Raw genomic sequence first — 15,555 nt, 5'->3', positions numbered from 1 at the left:
GGCCTCGGCCTTGTGCCAAACACCAGCGGTCAAGGACCTACGACCCTGGGTCTCCACGATCTTCATGAAATATCCTCTACCTGCTTGTTCTTGCGGTTGAAACCCCGGGGGCGGCGGCCACCGCCCCCGGGAACGAGCCCATGCGGGCTCTACGGTGCCCTCACTTGTCCGGTGAGGGCACCGAGTCTTTTCACGACCCGATCAGCCGGTCTCAGTGGAGGGAGTAGGCCGCACGGGAGAAGCGGTGTACTCCGAGCGATCGGGTGCTGCGGTCCGGGAAGCCCGGTCGGGTCGGGCGAGGGTGGTCAGGGCGGCGATCGGCGGCTCTCCCCCGCCCGGCTCGCGCGGCGACAACCCTCGCCAACGACCCCAACCGGCGGCTTCGAAGACCTTCCGCAACCCCTCCGGATCCCGCGCCACCAGCCGAGTGTCCGCACCCTGCTCCTGGGCCTGTTCGGTATAGACCTCGGCGGCGCCGACCATCCCGGACAGATGAGTCAGTCCCCAACCGCTCCCCGGGGCCAGCCTCGCGGCGAGTACCTCCACCAGCCCCGTGACCTCGGAATTTTCCAGATGGTCCAGGGTCAGGGTGGAGAGCACCCCCACCGGCACCGACAGATCCAGATGCTCACCCAACGCGTTGACCAGCGTCTCCGGAAACCTCAGATCGAGGTCGAGCACCCGCACGTTGTACCCCCGAACCTGAGCAGGGTGCTCCCACCACGCCCGCGCCGCCGCCAGGGCGGCGAGGTCGTGGTCGACATAGACCGTCCTCGCGCGGCTTCCCCACAACACCCGGCCCCGTTCATGCGGGGCCCGGCGCATCTCCGGCAACCCGCACCCCAGATCGATCACCTGGGAGAAGGATCGGCAGACCGCGTCCACCACGCCTTCGCGGGCCTTGCGGTGCACCAACATCTGCCCCGCCAGGGCCGGTGAGGCTTCGGCCATCTTGACGGCCGTGTGGCGATCCTCGCTCCACGAGTCTTTCCCGTAGTCCAGGTAGTCGAACGTCCGGGCCGCGTTGGTCAACGCCCATTCCTCACGATCCAACAAAGTGCCGCTACGGGCCGCACCCCACGTCATCGTCATCGCTACCCCCGCATTCGCGTAATGGTTCGGATAAGGGGTGGTGCCCGCACTCCGGGCTCGACGGACGTGGTCAACGGTGCCCTGGAGGTAGTAGTAACGACGCCCCACATGGAGTGCGGGGATGGTGCCTTCGCGGGCCCAGCGGGCGGCGGTCGCATACGACACCCCCCACTGAGAAGCGGCCTGGGCGGGGGTCAAGAGGTCGTCCATGTCCGACCTCCCATGGCGAGATAGCGCCTGACCGCGACCCCGAGCTCCTGGGTACCGGCGTCCTGCTCGTCCTGCTCGGCCTCGCGGAGTTGCCGTTCCACCCGGGAGCGCTCGTCCAAGATCCCGTCGACCAGCAGCCGGGCCAGACTCAACCGGCGATCCACCCGCGCAAGCCGCTGCTGGACACTCAACCGACCCAACAACCGCAACGCACTCAACTCCGCGGCCGCGTTCTGCTCCACCGAACGCGAAGCGGGGGCCGGAGGGGCGGACGGAGATCGCGGGGTGCGCCGAGGCAGAGGGATCGGAGGCTTCGGCGGAACGGGGCGCTCAGGCTCGCCGGAGATCGGGAGGAACCCGGCCCAATGAGCGAACCGGCGCCGAAGACCGAACCAGCGCTTCCGCACCTTCGGGATGACCGGGCCGGCAGTGGTGGCAGAGACCTTAGGGCGGGTGAGGGTTCCCGTCCGAGCCGGCGATGCGTGCCTGCCCCGCTGTACCGGTGGAGCGAGCGTGGGAACAGTGCCCTTGGGCGGGGTGAATGTGGTGGTTGGGATGCTGCGTCGGACCTGTGTCGGGATCATGCTCACGATGTGCTGCTCCTTGCTACTGGTCAGGGAAGTTCGATCCGGGCCTTGACCGTCACCGGTAGACCCGCGCATCCGTCCCAGTCCCAATAGAAGGAGAGTGAAGCCACCCGCCCCAGCCCTCCGCCGTGGCCCTTCTGCTCCGGGAAAGAGAGCCGCTTGCATCCGGGGGTGGGGCCGGCGTCGGTGACCGTGATCGACAGCAGGTAACGCGAACGTTCCAGCATCAGCGTGAGCGTCTGATCCGGAGCTCCGGAATATGAGTGCTGGTGGGCGTTGTCCATCAACTCCCACGCGATCAACGAAGCCCGGTTCGCGATCTCGACAGCCGCCATCGGGTTGGCGATCCCCTGAGCAGCGTGGCGGCGCACCCAGTTCTGCGCGGCAGCGCGAGCGGCCACCGTGTGGCGGACACGCAAGCCGAGCCTGTCGGGGTCTGAATAACGGAGCATTTGGTACGGAGCGGACAAAAGCCTGTTGTCCCGCCGCTTAGCAGCGATACACTTCATGTCGTCTCACCTCGGGTAGTTCGGGGTGGGGCCATACCTCGGGACCGGTGGCTCGGTCGCCGAGGTTTCTTCTTTCAGATACAGCGCACGCCCCTGCGAGCCCTGTGCCCCTGACCTGCCCTCATCAAGTGATGCAGCGGGGCTTCTGAAAAAAGCTTGCAGGCCGATTCGTCCATCTCAAAGGGTTCGAGATTATATCGAGATAAGCAGGTTCAGAATGAGACACCATTGATAGACTGGCTCGCATGAACCACTCCCCCCAGCAAAAAGTTGTAACCCCGTTCCAGGAGTGCCTCGTTAAGCTGCGCAGCTTAACCCGCATGACACAGCGACAACTCGCCAACCGAAGCGGCACATCACACGCCAGCGTCAATCGCTGGGAACTCGGGAAAGGAACGCCCAAACGAGACAATGCGGAACTTCTAGGGCGTGCACTTGAGACAGAAGGTGTACCAAACGCCTCTAAACTGCTCATCGCTGCCTTGAGGCGCACCATCGAGGGGAACGGACTCCCTGAGTGGGCGCAGGATCTCGAATCGATCGAGCGGAGTGCTCGCCACGTCACGACCGTCACGCCCGCGATGGTGCCTGGGTACCTTCAGTGCCCGAGCCTGGCTCGCGAAATTTTCCGCGCAGGGATGCCGGGTGCATCGGACGAGGACCTCGGCCATCTGGTGGATCTGCGGACTGAACGCCTGGGCACTCTGCCGGAACTGAACGTGACCGCTATCTTCCCGGCCGCAGCAATCGCCTGCCTCAGCGAGCCCCTACGCCGCGCACAAGCTTCCTACCTCATAAAATGGGCCGAATCGGGACGAGCTGCAATCCACCTCGTGCCTGAGGGGTCGGGCCTATTGGTGCCCGCCAGCCCACTGATGCTCTTCCGACTGAGTACAGGGGATATTGCCGTTGTCAGTGATCATGCGGACGGTAACGTGGTACACGACGAATCCCACCACGATCGACTCACTGGTGAGGCAACGTGGGCCCTGGCTGCGTCGCTCCCGGTAGCGCTTTCGCTGGACGTACTTAGGAAGCTGGCATGATCGAAACCACCGGATGGCACAAGTCAAGCTACAGCGCCAACGGCGCTAACTGCGTAGAGGTCGCTGAGGGTCCTGTCACCGGCATCCGCGACACCCAGAACCGCGAGCTCAGCCGCCTGGATGTTCCTGCCACCGAGTGGAACGCCCTCCTCAACGCACTCCGCACGAACTAACACATCGAAGCAGACCGACCCCCGCCAGGCTAGATGGCGGGGGTCGGTCGTGTTCGTGCACTCCTAGGTTAACCCGCACACGTATCAACGCAAGGGGAGATATGTCTGAGCGAGAAGAACCAAGGACTACTCCCCAGCTCAACGGGGAAGAAGAAGTTTCGCACCCCCGCATCATCTCAGCCGAAGTCATGACCTGAGAACACCCCTGCTCTCCGAGTGCACGACCTCTCTCGACTCCCCCTGAAGAAGCCCCGCCCCGCAGTAGTCAGCCTCCGACCTCCCAAGAGAACGGGCAGCGCATGACCAGCGAAATCACGTGGCATAAATCGTCCTACAGCGGCCAGCAAGGGCACTGCGTGGAGGTGGCCGAAGGCCCCACCACCCGCATCCGCGACACCCAGCATCGCGCCCAGGCCCAGCTCAGCGTCTCCGGCTCCGAATGGACCGCCCTGCTCCACGCACTCTGCTCGCACTGACCCTCAACACGAGTCACTCCCAACTCCGAAGGAACAGGCGAACCATGACCCACGCACCACGCACCTGGCACAAGTCGTCCTACAGCGGAGCGCGAGGCGACTGCGTCGAGGTCTCCGAAGGCCCGACCACCGGCGTTCGCGATACCCGGCACCGCGGCCTCGCCGAGCTCAGCGTTCCCGCCTCAGAGTGGAACGCCCTGCTCAGCACCCTCAGCACAAACTGATCCCCTGACAGGCCCACCGCGCAACGGCAGCCCCCAGCCGGAGCTTCGCCGAAGAGCGCTCTCCACCCCCATCTGAGAGATCGAGGCAGTACCGCATGATGAACGAGCACTGGAAGAAATCCACCTACAGCAACGGCCAGGGCGGGAACTGCGTCGAGGCCCGCGCCACCGCCCAGGGCGCCGCCATCCGCGACACCCAACACCGCCACCTCGCCGAACTCAGCCTTCCGAACACCGAATGGACCGCCCTGCTCCACGCGCTCCGCACCCGCTGACCCCTGAAGCAGAACTCCCCCAGCCTCGAAGGGAAAGACAGCGCATGCCCAACGAACAGCACTCCTGGCACAAGTCCACCTACAGCGACGGTGGTGGCGGCAACTGCGTTGAGGTGGCAGAAGGCCCCACCACCCACATCCGCGACACCCAACACCGCGCCCAGGCCGAGCTGAACCTGCCCGCCCACGAATGGTCGGCCTTCCTCACCACCCTCACCCGATAACCCCCGAAACCACCAAGGCCCCGGAAGCACCAGCCAGCTCCCGGGGCCTCCCCCATCCCCACATGCGCGGGGCTCACGCGCCGCCACGGTCGTTGATCTGCACCAACAGCGGTCCATCCCCACGTGCGTGGGGCTCACTCGTTCGCTGACATCAACAAAATGGGCAGCGGCTTGGGGTCCATCCCCACATGCGTGGGGCTCACAGCGCCATTTTTCACCGGCCGCTGACTATCACCGGTCCATCCCCACATGCGTGGGGCTCACCCCGCGAACGCGGCCCCGGTCAACAGAATCATCGGTCCATCCCCACGTGCGTGGGGTTCAGTGCCGCGTCATCTCATACCGAGTGAACGTCGACGGTCCATCCCCACGTGCGTGGGGTTCAGCTCCGTAGCGGTCATCAATATGGTCGGCGACTCGGTCCATCCCCACGTGCGTGGGGTTCAGTCCTTTTCGGATCCTTGTTCGCCCCGGTGTTTCGGTCCATCCCCACGTGCGTGGGGTTCAGGGCGTTGACGGTGCCGTGGTGGGTGTCTCCGGTGGTCCATCCCCACGTGCGTGGGGTTCAGGCCCCGATGATCTCGTCGGCCTGGCGGATCAGCGGTCCATCCCCACGTGCGTGGGGTTCAGGGAAAATGACCTGCGGAAACAGAGGCCGTTATCTTCCCGCAACCTCCGGTTGGAGGTGGCCTCCGCTCCTCACACCTCCCTACCACACCCCCACAGAGCCCACCGGCACTCACGAACACCCCACCGACTTCAACCAGCCCCGCATAGGCAGGGAGCAGCACGGTCAGCCTCGGATCAAGCGGCTGTCGAACCCGGATGCGACAAGGGACTCGTAAGCCTCCCACACCTCCCGGGGAACCTCTTGTTCGATGGCGAACCCGAGCTTGGGATACTCCATCACCCGCTGCAGGTCACCAACCATCATGTCGATGACCGCCCCGGTATCCCCCTGCCCCTTGACGTAGTCGCCGAGGCTCACCGGCGCGGAAGCGCACACCACCTCGACCTCATCCCACAGTTTCCGGGTGGTCGCGAACGCGCGCCTTTCCATGTACGGCATGCAGATGACAAGCACACTGTCCGGGGTGAGACCGTTCTCGGCTAGGAGTCGGCGGGAGAAAGAGATGTTCTGGCCGGTGTTGGACGCTTCCGGCTCTATCAGGATCACCGAATCGGGGACTCCGAGTTCCAGGGCCCGCTCTCGAAAGTGCACCGCCTCTCCTCGAGGGAACAACTCCACGGTCGAGGGGCTGTTTCCACCGGTGAACACCAGCTCGGTGAAGAGTCCGTCCCGGTAGAGTTCGGCCGCGCACTCCGCCACACCGATGTCGTTACAACCCAGGGCGACCGCCACATCACACGCCCGCACCTGGTGGTGCATGCGGTGGTATTCCCAAATCAGTTCCGCGTGCCGCCACTGCTCCTGGGTGATGGCACGCGCGTCGTCCGCCATGTACTTCTCCTCCGGTCATTGGACCAGGTCCCCTGCCCGAACCTGACTCCTTCGATACTGCGAAGTTGGCGATCGAGACCATGGCGGGAGGCCATTTCAGCAGCCCGGACCGACCAGGTCGCCCCGGTCTCGCGGCCACCGATCACAGACGAAGCCGACCGGCGATCGTTCTCCCCGCGTGCGCGGGGAGCAGTCTTTCCCCTGGTACAGCCCCAAGTAGTAGTCGGGTCCATCCCCGCGTGCGCGGGGAGCAGAATGGCGGGGACGGCGGGGGGTTGTCCGGGGTGGGGCCATCCCCGCGTGCGCGGGGAGCAGGACGTCCACCCCGGCGCGGTGAACACGTCGTAGGGTCCATCCCCGCGTGCGCGGGGAGCAGGTGTCCGACAGCCACGGTGGGATGACGGAGACGGGTCCATCCCCGCGTGCGCGGGGAGCAGGCGCGCCCCTCTGAGGTGACGACGATCCCCGAGGGTCCATCCCCGCGTGCGCGGGGAGCAGGCGCGCCCCTCTGAGGTGACGACGATCCCCGAGGGTCCATCCCCGCGTGCGCGGGGAGCAGTCTTCCTGACCTGCGACGCTACCCCAGCAGACCCGCCATTTCTGCACGTTGTCGAGAAACAGACAAACCCGGCACCCCTCGCCCCCTCATCCGACCACCACCCGCCGTCTCAAACCTCGAACCAGGAACGGATCCGTTCACGGGCCTGGTCTCCGAACAGCGCGTGCTCCTCGTACATCGCGAACAGCTCCCGATAGGTCTCCACATCCCGCGACTCACGGAACGCCAGCCGGCCGGTGAAGATCTCCACCGTGGCGAACCTGTCGTCATAGACGGTGAAGGTGTTCATCGGCCCTTGAGGAAGCACCGTGCCCAGAGGGATCACCCCCAGACGCACCCGCTCCAACCGCGACACCTCCACCAGACGGGCCGCCTGCTCGACCATCCCCTCAGGAGACAGCAGCGCCCACCGCACCGCCTGCTCGGTGAGCAGGAACGTGAACGAGCACGACCCCTCTCGCAACACCTCCTGGCGAGCGATCTTCTTATCCACCGCCGCCGAGACATCACCGGGCGAATCCGCGAGAGAGGCCCTGATGTACTCCGGAGTCGCCAACAGCCCGGTCACCATCGCCGGCAGAAAGTACCGGGCCTCGGTGGCGGAGACCTCCAAAGAACGCAACTCGTCCTGGCGCGCCTCCAAGCCCCTCCCCAGCAGACCACCCTTCCCCCGCCAACCGGGCGGAGCCGCCGCATCGTCGTACTCGACCTCACCCATCACAGAGAACCCCTCTCGAACCGGCCGAGAGTGCACCGCTCGATCGTGCAGCTCCCGATGTCTGACGAACATCTCCTCACTCAAGCTCTTCGATCGCTTTCGTGATGAGCGATCGAGCCTCGGAACCGTAGACCGCGTGCCCCTGGAGCCGTTCGAAGGAACGCAGAAAAAGTGCTATCTCACTGGGCTGGGTGATGGTCAACTCAGCCGTTGTCGTCTCGACAACGGCAATCTTCTCATCGAACATCCACACACCCTCACCTGGCCACATGCCGCGAACCACATCAGGAGGGATGACTCCGAACGAGATACTGGGGAATGTCGTGACAGCGAGCAGCCTCTCCAGCTGCTCACGCATAACACCGACATCTCCAAATCGCGTCTTGAGAGCCCAGAATTCGACCACGAAAAGAAAGCTCTGCTTCCCTTGGTGAAGGAACCTCTGACGACCCAGGCGAACATCGACGGCCCCATCGACCTCATCATCGCCCCCATAGAAGTCATTGGCGATCTTCAGGACAGCATGGGCATAGTCTGGGGTCTGTAGAATCCCGGGCACCACGATCGACTCGTAGGAGCGAACAACACTCGCCCCTTCATGGAATCTATCGAATGTCTTCTGCAGATGCCCTAGTCCGCCTTTGAGGTGGCGCCGCCATTCGATCCACATACCCTCGATGCCGCGTAGAGTCGCCACCAGATCGTCATGTTGATCATCCGCCCCACAGGCAACACACCAGGCACGAATATCCTTCTCGGACGGGTTCTGCTTGCCGTTCTCCAGCCTGGATATCTTCGTGAAATGCATTCCGGTAACCGCAGCGAGCTCCCGACCGGAAATTCCCGCATCCTTACGAATATCGCGAAGACGAGCCCCGAAGGCCTCCTTGGCACGCAGAACCTGTTCCGACACGAGGAATCAATCGACTCGATACTCGGCGTGCGGGATGGCAAGAGGCCAAACCGATTCGAAGGCAGACCTGCAAAGCTCGACATCGGATCGCTCGACCGAAACCAGGATGTCCTCCATCGCCCCCTCTCCCGAGTAGTGCATGAAAATAACCTTTTTTCCATCGATAAGATAGAAGTCGTTTCCGGGGAGGGCCATGGACGAGACCCTCCGACGCGAAACCCAGCGTATATCCTCCCCTGCCTCAACCAGGGGGGTGGTCGTACTATGAGCCCACTTCTGATACTCACTCAACGGCTCGGAGACCACGAGAGCCCGACGGAAGACCTTTCCTTTATTCACCCCCCGACGCAGAGTGTCGCACCAACCACTCATCCACTCAAAGTCATCCACCTCGCCATTAACCCATTTGGCGAAAGGCTCTATCTCGGACTGTGTTCCGTAGGAATCCCGCATCTCCATATGAAGACACTCCGAGTCGAAGCTTTCGAAGATTTCATCGAACTCACTCTGAGTTATCCTCATTCCCCCTCCCCGGAGAAGTAACGAAGCATCCTGTCCGGGATCTCTACCACGGTCTCACCTTCAGGGATATCCATCTCATCCAGAACAGATTGATCTTCCACAACCCAGCCCTGAACCAACCACGACCCCTGGTCGGTCTTATAAATAGTTGGAGAACCATTAGGGCGCGACTCCGGGTCTTTTCCCTTCAAAGTGATACGCATTCTTTTGTCTCCTTGTGGGGGGATTTGAGCAACAGGCCCATCATGATGGCTCTCATACTCCTCGGTCAAGCTTGTTGCGTGAAGTTGCATCGAGAAGCTTCAGAGGAGCGACTTCCTGCAACTTCGTTGCTCCACCGAAGACCCCCTGCCTAGGGTTCTCACCGAACACCCGCTTCTTTCGGACAACGGGATCCACCGAAGTCCGGCAACCTTCAAGGGCTGAAAAGAGTCATTCGACTCAACTCTTCTCAAATCTCAGTTGAAGGAGTTCAGGTATCCATGGCCAGTGTCCAGAGTTCCCCCACCGGAACCTCCACCATCACACTCGTGCGACCCTTCGGGCTGACCCGCTGCACCACCCCCGGCATCAACGCGACCTACGACGTGAGCGGGATCGACTACGACACCGATAGGCAGATGTCGACGCGCGACGGCCGTCCCCTGATCGAACAGCCCATCCTCGGCACCGCGGTGCAGTGCACGGTCACGACCACCGAGGACATGCAGGCCTGGACCGACGAGGTCACCGACGCCTGACAGGAGACGAGCCCGTGACCGTCCTGGTCCTGACCCAGCGGTTCGATCCCACGGCCGACCTGGTGATCCGTGAACTCCACCGCCGAGAGGTGCCCGTCTTCCGCTGTGACCCGGGAGACTTCCCGGAAGAGAGCGCACTCTGCGCGCACCTCTCCTCGACCGGCACGGTCACGGGAACCCTTCGTCAGGGAGTTCGAGAGATCTCCCTGACGGAGATCACCTCCGTCTACCACCGGCGCCCGTCTCCTCATCGAGCGCACCGCCACTTGAACGAGAGCGAGCGGCGGTGGTCCGAGCGTGAGGCCGCCGCCGGCTTTCACGGCGTCCTGTCCGCTCTGGACCGTTTCTGGTTGAACCACCCCGACGACAACCGGGTCGCCGCGCACAAACCACGCCAACTCGCACAGGCCGCTCGGGCCGGCCTGTCTGTTCCCGAAAGCCTCATCACCAACACGACCCACGCAGCACACACCTTCGCCCTGGCTCAGGCCAAGACCGTGTACAAGCCCATGACCGGCGGGCCCGAACCCGACGGATCCGGGCAGGTCAGGAAGGCTCTGTACACCACGGTCGTCGAGCCCGAGGAGATCGGGCCGGGGGTGGAGCGCACGGCGCACCTGTTCCAGGTGTGGGTCGACAAGGCCTACGAGGTCCGTCTCACGGTGGTCGGGGAAGAGCTGTTCGCCGCGCGGATCGACGCCCGGGGTGAAGCGGCTCGCACCGACTGGAGATCCGATTACGGCTCCCTTTCCTACGCCCCGATCGAGGCGCCGTGTTCCGTGCGTGGGGCGGTCCTTCGTCTGATGTGCGCTCTTGGCCTGACCTATGGGGCACTCGACTTCGTCGTCACCCCCGACGGGGAGTGGGTGTTCCTCGAACTCAACCCGAACGGCCAGTGGGGATGGATCGAGCTGGCCACCGGTCTTCCCATCGCCTCCGCGATCGCCACCCGACTCTCCAAGGAGCACACGTGACACGTTCGACCACCACAACCGAGGCGTTCGAGCCCGAGCACGCCGCTCGCCTGGCCCGGGACCTGTCGGAGAAGGGCGCGATCCGCTCGCCCGAGTGGCGTCGGGTCTTCGCTCGGGTGCCTCGTCATCTGTTCGTCTCCTCCTTTGTCGTGCGTACCCCCGAGGGCACCGTGGCCTACGACGAGCAGACGCCGGGGCGGTTGGAGACCATCTACAGCGATGCCACGCTCATCACCCGCTTCTCCGCCGAGGGTCTGGCGATCAGCTCCTCCACCGAGCCTTCGCTGATGGCCTTGATGCTCGAACACCTCCAGGTCCAGGACGGGATGAAGGTCCTGGAGGTGGGGACCGGGACCGGCTACAACGCCGCCCTGTTGAGCGAACGCCTCGGCTCGGCCCTGGTGACCTCGATCGACGTCGACGGTGTCCTGGTCGATCGGGCTCGTGGGGCTTTGGAGGCCGCCGGGTATCGGCCCGGCCTGGCCGCGGTGGATGGAGCGCGAGGCTATCCGAACAACGCGCCCTACCAGCGGATCCTGGCCACCTGCGGGCTCGGCCGTATCCCGGTCTCCTGGCTCGATCAGTTGGACGAGGGTGGGCTGGTCCTGGCCAACGTGGGGTTGGGGATGGCGTTGTTGCGTAAGGGGTCCGATGGTCACGCGCGTGGGCGGTTCCTGCCCGAGGCCGCCGGGTTCATGCGCCTACGTTCGTCTTGCGCCCCGGGGGTGCCGACGGTGTCGGAGGTGCTGTCGGTGACCGGGGGTGGGCCCGATCGGGTGCGTGTGGTGGAAAAGGTTCCGGGGCTGGAGGACCATGCTTCTTCGGAGTTCTTGTTGTCGCTCCTGTTGCCCTACGGCCTGCGCGTGGTCCAGCACCGGCAGGAGGGTCAGGTGCACGGGGTGCTCGATGGGGCCTCCGGGTCCTGGATGCGTGTGGAGGTGGACCACCAAGGACGGACGACGGTAAGCGAGCGGGGCGATCGTCATCTGTGGGCGGCCTACACCGCCCTCCTCTCCGATTGGGAGGAGGCGGGTCGTCCTGAGATCGGCCGCTACGGGCTCACCGTCGCCCCCGCCGGTGAACACCACCTCTGGCTCGACCACCCACAGAACACGAACACACCCCTGGACGGGCCAGAGACCACCGGCTGAGCCCGGAGCCCCGACCCGTCCCCGCGTGCGTGGGGCTCAGCCCCGGCGGGATGTTCCCGGTCCCCCAGTCGCAGGTCCATCCCCACGTGCGTGGGGCTCAGGGAAAACGACCTGCGGAAACGACAGCCGTTATCTCCCCGCAACCTCCGGATCGAAGCGACCTCTGGCCCTCACTCATCCCTACCACACCCCCACAGAGCCGACCAGAACCCACGAACACCCCACCGACTTCACCCATCCCCGCGTGCGCGGGGAGCAGGTGGTTCTTCGGCGGGTTCACGCTGGCCGTGGGGTCCATCCCCGCGTGCGCGGGGAGCAGTATGCCGAGCAGTGTGAACGCGAAGCCGCCGCGGGTCCATCCCCGCGTGCGCGGGGAGCAGAACCCCGAGTCGGTCGCCGGGCTGATCGTCGGGGGTCCATCCCCGCGTGCGCGGGGAGCAGCAGGACGCGCTTGACCTCGGGTGCCAACGGTCGGGTCCATCCCCGCGTGCGCGGGGAGCAGTCTTCCTGACCTGCAACGCTATCCCGGCCGACCCGTCATTTCTGCACGTTGTCGAGAAACAGACAAAACCGACACTCCTCGATCAGCCGCCCCGGCACTGCTCCCCCACCGGACAAGCCCCCGCACCAGCACACCCCGAACGAGACAACCGGGAAGAGCAGGGGTCGCGAACTCAGTACTCGATCATCTGGTCGAGCGAGTCAGCGGAACCTCAGGTCTCCACGCGCCCCCATCTTATGCCTTGACGTTCATATGAACAATCATTCATCGTTGGAGCATGGACGGTTTCGCTGTGATCGCTGAGCCCACGCGACGCTCCATCGTGGATCGACTACGAGTCTCCGAGCATGACGTGGGCACACTCGTGAGTGAGCTGGGTATCTCCCAGTCCCTCGCCTCGAAGCACCTGCGAGTGCTTCGGGAAGCGGGGGTCGTCGAATCGCAGGTCGTCGGCAAGCGCCGCGTGTACCGACTCACCACACGGCCGCTACCGGATGTCGTGGCGTGGGTGCGGCCCTACGTGGACCTGTGGAGCACAAGTTTCGACAGGCTCGCCGAGGCCTTGGACGAGGAGCAGGTCGATCATGACCGATGAACCACGCGACGAGGAGATCGCACGGCAGATCCACGCACCGATCGAGGTTCTGCTGCAGCAGACCGCGGCCGAGTGGACGCTCATCATGCGCCGGACCTTTCCACACTCCCCCGAGAAGCTGTGGCGGATGCTCACCCGGCCGGACCTCCTCGAACAATGGTCGCCGGTCGTCCCCGACCGAACCCTGGACAGGCCGGGCCCCGCGACGTGCCGGGAGCATCCGCACGACACCCCGATCGACGCCGAGGTGCTCATCGCCGACGCGCCGCGCAAGCTCGTCCACCGATGGGGCCCAGAACTTCTGAGCTGGACGATCACCCGCGCCGCGAACAGCGGGGCGACACTCGAACTCCGCCAGACGCTCAACGACCCCACACGGGCGAGCCTGTACGCGGCCGGCTGGCAGGTCTGCCTGGGCCGCCTCGCGGCCGAGGAGGACGGGGTCGATCGAGAACGTGTCGTCGGCGACCGCGCGCGTGCCTACGGGTGCCCGGAACTGATCGAACAGCGCCGGGAGGCATTCGCCGCTTCCGGCACCGAGCATCACGAGAGGAACACCATGACCACCGAAGCCACGACGAGCAAGATCGTCGGCACCGTCGTCTGCCTGCCGGTTCGAGACCCGGCCATCGCGCTGAACTTCTACCGAAGCGTGTTCGACCTGCCCGACCTCGAAGCGAGCGAGGGCATCATCGCCGTGGAGCTGCCGAACCTTTCACTCTTCCTGATCGAGGAGCAGGCCTTCGAGACGTACAGCAAGAAGGCCGGTCGAGGCGTCGCCTACCCGGGCAAGGGCACCGGCGTGATCCTGAGTTGCGCCATCGAGTCCCGGGAAGCGGTCGACGAAATGCTCGACACCGCCGACGCCAAGGGAGGAACCGTCACGCAACAAGGAGGTGTGGACGAGGAGATGGGGCTGTACCTGGGCTACTTCGTCGACCCCGACGGTCACCACTGGGAACTCGCCTACGCGAGCGAATAGAGCCGAGTCATCGACCACGCGAGGGCGGGGCACGGGGGCCACCCCCACGTGCGTGGGGCTCAGTCGCCCGGAAGGCCATGAAGGTGTCCAGGCACCGGTCCATCCCCACGTGCGTGGGGCTCAGCAGATGACCGCCGACAGCGACGAGTTCCACACCTTCCCCACGGGGTTGGAGGAGACCATAGGTGTGGCGGAGACCGAAGGCCACACGGTAGTGCGCGGGCTGATGCTCGACCGCGTCACCGCCACCGGACGCCTGGACGGATGGGAGGGACCACCCTCACGGGAAGCTCTGGACGCTGCCCACCCCTTGGGCGGGTGGATCACCCACCGCCTACTGCCGGCCGATCCTCGCAAGATCGTCCTCGCCCGCTCTAACGTCCCCATCTCCTCGGGAAACCACAGGGCGCCCGGACACCACCCTGCGCACGGGACGGTCGCAGTGGTCCACCACTTCAAATGGCGAAACGGGATCGAAACCGACCTGCGGCGCCGCATCACCCACTTCGCCTCCGAAACCTGGGCCGAGGCCACCCCGGCCGTCCGCCACGAAGCCGCCCGCTTCCTCGACCACCTGGCTCAGAACAACGGACGGATCGACACCACCGACCCCACTCTGGCCTTCCGACCCGTCACCCTTCACGACCACCCGCCCACCTGGCAGGACGAAGCCGACCAGATCCTCACCGGCTGGAGGCCGACCCACGCGGAAACGAGTCCGGAGCGATGACCTCCTCACCCTCATTCTCGGGTGGGTCGAAGCGGGCGAAGAAGTCGTCCAACGCCTCCGGACTCACGGTCAAGGCGTTGGCGTCCGCACGACGGTTGCGCTCGGTCAGGCGCCGCAGCAATTCCTCCCGCTCCACTGGGAAGTACAGCAACCGCCACCTGGCCCCCGCGGCCTCCACCAGCTTCTTCCACGCGGCCCGCTCCGCACGCCGCCACAGACCGTGGTCCACCACCACGTCACGGCCCTCGGTCACCAGCTCAGCCAGACGCTCACGAGCCCAGACCAGAACCGGGGTCTGACGGTCGAAGTACTCCCACTCCGGATAGTCCACCCCGTAACGGCCGTGGCGACGGTGGACCTCCTCATCCACCGACACCCGCACCGCGCCCTGCGGCTCCAGCAGCCTGCGTGTGTAGGTGGTTTTTCCCGAACCGGTCAACCCGACCAGCAGGAAGACCACAGGAACCCGTTCCACACGTTCTCCTTCTCAGAGCAGCCGATGAAATCCTTCGCAAGAGCAACCCTACGAACAGCGATCCAACGCACGCCTGCATTCGTACCCAAAAACGCCATCCGCTGGTTGGACAACGACCTCCTGCGCAACCCCGTCACCACTGCTGTCTCAGCACGGTTCGGCGGCCGGTTCACGGTGACCACCAGCGATATCGTCCAGCGCTACCTCTATACCTTCGGCGCTTGGGAACCCCACCTGAGCGCGTGGATCGCCTGTCGCCTCACACCCGGGGACACCTTCGTGGATGTGGGAGCGAACATCGGCTACTACACGATGTTCACCTCTCACCTGGTGGGCCCCACCAGGCACGTCGCGGCGATCGAACCCGTTCCGCGCGGCCCATCCCCACGTGCGTGGGGCTCAGCAACGAGCAGGGG

Annotated in this window: 21 protein-coding genes and 2 CRISPR repeat arrays; of the genes, 12 read left to right on the top strand and 9 right to left on the bottom strand. The window is 64.8% G+C overall.

Annotation, left to right across the window (positions count from 1 at the left end):
* Positions 1 to 201 precede the first annotated feature (201 nt).
* The 3 genes from U9J66_RS26070 to U9J66_RS26060 form a co-directional block, all read right to left on the bottom strand.
* The gene (locus U9J66_RS26070) at positions 202 to 1,302 is read right to left on the bottom strand and encodes a helix-turn-helix domain-containing protein (RefSeq protein WP_326339076.1); all 1,101 of its coding nucleotides are present in this window, start codon (positions 1,300 to 1,302) and stop codon (positions 202 to 204) included.
* The gene (locus U9J66_RS26065) at positions 1,287 to 1,544 is read right to left on the bottom strand and encodes a hypothetical protein (RefSeq protein ID WP_326339075.1); all 258 of its coding nucleotides are present in this window, start codon (positions 1,542 to 1,544) and stop codon (positions 1,287 to 1,289) included. The genes U9J66_RS26070 and U9J66_RS26065 overlap by 16 nt, the downstream gene beginning before the upstream one ends.
* A gap of 371 nt (positions 1,545 to 1,915) precedes the next feature.
* Positions 1,916 to 2,308: an ATP-binding protein gene (locus U9J66_RS26060; RefSeq protein ID WP_326339074.1), complete on the bottom strand. Its 393-nt coding sequence runs from the start codon at positions 2,306 to 2,308 to the stop codon at positions 1,916 to 1,918.
* 335 nt (positions 2,309 to 2,643) lie between these two features.
* Between U9J66_RS26060 and U9J66_RS26055 the strand changes: the two genes are divergently transcribed.
* The 6 genes from U9J66_RS26055 (at position 2,644) to U9J66_RS26030 (ending at position 4,816) form a co-directional block, all read left to right on the top strand.
* Positions 2,644 to 3,444 (top strand): Scr1 family TA system antitoxin-like transcriptional regulator, encoded by an 801-nt coding sequence (locus U9J66_RS26055; RefSeq protein ID WP_326339073.1) that lies wholly within the window; start codon positions 2,644 to 2,646, stop codon positions 3,442 to 3,444.
* Positions 3,441 to 3,617, top strand: a complete 177-nt coding sequence (locus tag U9J66_RS26050) for a DUF397 domain-containing protein (RefSeq protein ID WP_326339071.1) — start codon at positions 3,441 to 3,443, stop codon at positions 3,615 to 3,617. The genes U9J66_RS26055 and U9J66_RS26050 overlap by 4 nt, the downstream gene beginning before the upstream one ends.
* Before the next feature lie 299 nt (positions 3,618 to 3,916).
* Positions 3,917 to 4,093, top strand: a complete 177-nt coding sequence (locus tag U9J66_RS26045) for a DUF397 domain-containing protein (RefSeq protein WP_326339070.1) — start codon at positions 3,917 to 3,919, stop codon at positions 4,091 to 4,093.
* A gap of 44 nt (positions 4,094 to 4,137) precedes the next feature.
* Positions 4,138 to 4,317 (top strand): DUF397 domain-containing protein, encoded by a 180-nt coding sequence (locus U9J66_RS26040; protein ID WP_326339069.1) that lies wholly within the window; start codon positions 4,138 to 4,140, stop codon positions 4,315 to 4,317.
* A gap of 95 nt (positions 4,318 to 4,412) precedes the next feature.
* The gene (locus U9J66_RS26035) at positions 4,413 to 4,592 is read left to right on the top strand and encodes a DUF397 domain-containing protein (RefSeq protein WP_326339068.1); all 180 of its coding nucleotides are present in this window, start codon (positions 4,413 to 4,415) and stop codon (positions 4,590 to 4,592) included.
* A 44-nt stretch (positions 4,593 to 4,636) separates the two neighbouring features.
* Entirely contained in the window at positions 4,637 to 4,816 is a 180-nt protein-coding gene (locus U9J66_RS26030) for a DUF397 domain-containing protein (protein ID WP_326339067.1), read from the top strand.
* A gap of 109 nt (positions 4,817 to 4,925) precedes the next feature.
* A CRISPR array of direct repeats spans positions 4,926 to 5,446; the repeat unit is 29 nt; unit sequence CGGTCCATCCCCACGTGCGTGGGGTTCAG.
* 163 nt (positions 5,447 to 5,609) lie between these two features.
* On the opposite strand, the gene U9J66_RS26025 is transcribed toward U9J66_RS26030, so the two are convergent.
* The 5 genes from U9J66_RS26025 to U9J66_RS26005 form a co-directional block, all read right to left on the bottom strand.
* A complete protein-coding gene (locus tag U9J66_RS26025; protein WP_326339066.1) occupies positions 5,610 to 6,278 on the bottom strand; it encodes a YdcF family protein in 669 nt (222 codons plus the stop codon).
* Between the two features lie 668 nt (positions 6,279 to 6,946).
* Positions 6,947 to 7,555: a DUF5753 domain-containing protein gene (locus U9J66_RS26020; protein ID WP_326339065.1), complete on the bottom strand. Its 609-nt coding sequence runs from the start codon at positions 7,553 to 7,555 to the stop codon at positions 6,947 to 6,949.
* 76 nt (positions 7,556 to 7,631) lie between these two features.
* On the bottom strand, positions 7,632 to 8,468 hold the full coding sequence (locus U9J66_RS26015; protein WP_326339064.1) for a helix-turn-helix domain-containing protein: 837 nt from the start codon (positions 8,466 to 8,468) through the stop codon (positions 7,632 to 7,634).
* A gap of 6 nt (positions 8,469 to 8,474) precedes the next feature.
* Complete coding sequence (locus U9J66_RS26010; RefSeq protein WP_042284924.1) at positions 8,475 to 8,990, bottom strand: DUF6879 family protein; 516 nt, start codon at positions 8,988 to 8,990, stop codon at positions 8,475 to 8,477.
* Positions 8,987 to 9,193 carry a hypothetical protein gene (locus U9J66_RS26005; RefSeq protein ID WP_326339063.1) on the bottom strand — a complete coding sequence of 69 codons (207 nt, stop codon included), beginning with the start codon at positions 9,191 to 9,193 and terminating at the stop codon, positions 8,987 to 8,989. The genes U9J66_RS26010 and U9J66_RS26005 overlap by 4 nt, the downstream gene beginning before the upstream one ends.
* A gap of 279 nt (positions 9,194 to 9,472) precedes the next feature.
* On the opposite strand from U9J66_RS26005, the gene U9J66_RS26000 reads away from it, so the two are divergent.
* The 6 genes from U9J66_RS26000 to U9J66_RS25975 all read left to right on the top strand — a co-directional run bounded on the left by U9J66_RS26000 (position 9,473) and on the right by U9J66_RS25975 (position 14,664).
* Positions 9,473 to 9,730 carry a hypothetical protein gene (locus tag U9J66_RS26000; RefSeq protein ID WP_326339061.1) on the top strand — a complete coding sequence of 86 codons (258 nt, stop codon included), beginning with the start codon at positions 9,473 to 9,475 and terminating at the stop codon, positions 9,728 to 9,730.
* Positions 9,731 to 9,744: 14 nt separating this feature from the next.
* A complete protein-coding gene (tgmB, locus tag U9J66_RS25995; RefSeq protein ID WP_326339059.1) occupies positions 9,745 to 10,704 on the top strand; it encodes an ATP-grasp ribosomal peptide maturase in 960 nt (319 codons plus the stop codon).
* Positions 10,701 to 11,855 carry a ribosomal RNA adenine dimethylase gene (locus U9J66_RS25990; RefSeq protein ID WP_326339057.1) on the top strand — a complete coding sequence of 385 codons (1,155 nt, stop codon included), beginning with the start codon at positions 10,701 to 10,703 and terminating at the stop codon, positions 11,853 to 11,855. The genes tgmB and U9J66_RS25990 overlap by 4 nt, the downstream gene beginning before the upstream one ends.
* A gap of 230 nt (positions 11,856 to 12,085) precedes the next feature.
* Positions 12,086 to 12,357: a CRISPR direct-repeat array (repeat unit 29 nt; unit sequence GGGTCCATCCCCGCGTGCGCGGGGAGCAG).
* Between the two features lie 277 nt (positions 12,358 to 12,634).
* Positions 12,635 to 12,952 carry an ArsR/SmtB family transcription factor gene (locus tag U9J66_RS25985; RefSeq protein WP_326339056.1) on the top strand — a complete coding sequence of 106 codons (318 nt, stop codon included), beginning with the start codon at positions 12,635 to 12,637 and terminating at the stop codon, positions 12,950 to 12,952.
* Positions 12,942 to 13,934 (top strand): SRPBCC domain-containing protein, encoded by a 993-nt coding sequence (locus U9J66_RS25980; RefSeq protein ID WP_326339055.1) that lies wholly within the window; start codon positions 12,942 to 12,944, stop codon positions 13,932 to 13,934. The genes U9J66_RS25985 and U9J66_RS25980 overlap by 11 nt, the downstream gene beginning before the upstream one ends.
* A gap of 127 nt (positions 13,935 to 14,061) precedes the next feature.
* On the top strand, positions 14,062 to 14,664 hold the full coding sequence (locus U9J66_RS25975; RefSeq protein ID WP_326339054.1) for a hypothetical protein: 603 nt from the start codon (positions 14,062 to 14,064) through the stop codon (positions 14,662 to 14,664).
* On the opposite strand, the gene U9J66_RS25970 is transcribed toward U9J66_RS25975, so the two are convergent.
* On the bottom strand, positions 14,618 to 15,139 hold the full coding sequence (locus U9J66_RS25970) for an AAA family ATPase (RefSeq protein ID WP_326339052.1): 522 nt from the start codon (positions 15,137 to 15,139) through the stop codon (positions 14,618 to 14,620). The two genes, U9J66_RS25975 and U9J66_RS25970, sit on opposite strands and share 47 nt — an antisense overlap.
* Between the last annotated feature and the right edge of the window lie 416 nt (positions 15,140 to 15,555).

The organism is Nocardiopsis sp. LDBS1602 (genome assembly GCF_035818715.1).
Taxonomy (GTDB): Bacteria; Actinomycetota; Actinomycetes; order Streptosporangiales; family Streptosporangiaceae; genus Nocardiopsis; species Nocardiopsis alba.
This window is presented reverse-complemented; position numbering and strand designations above follow the sequence as displayed.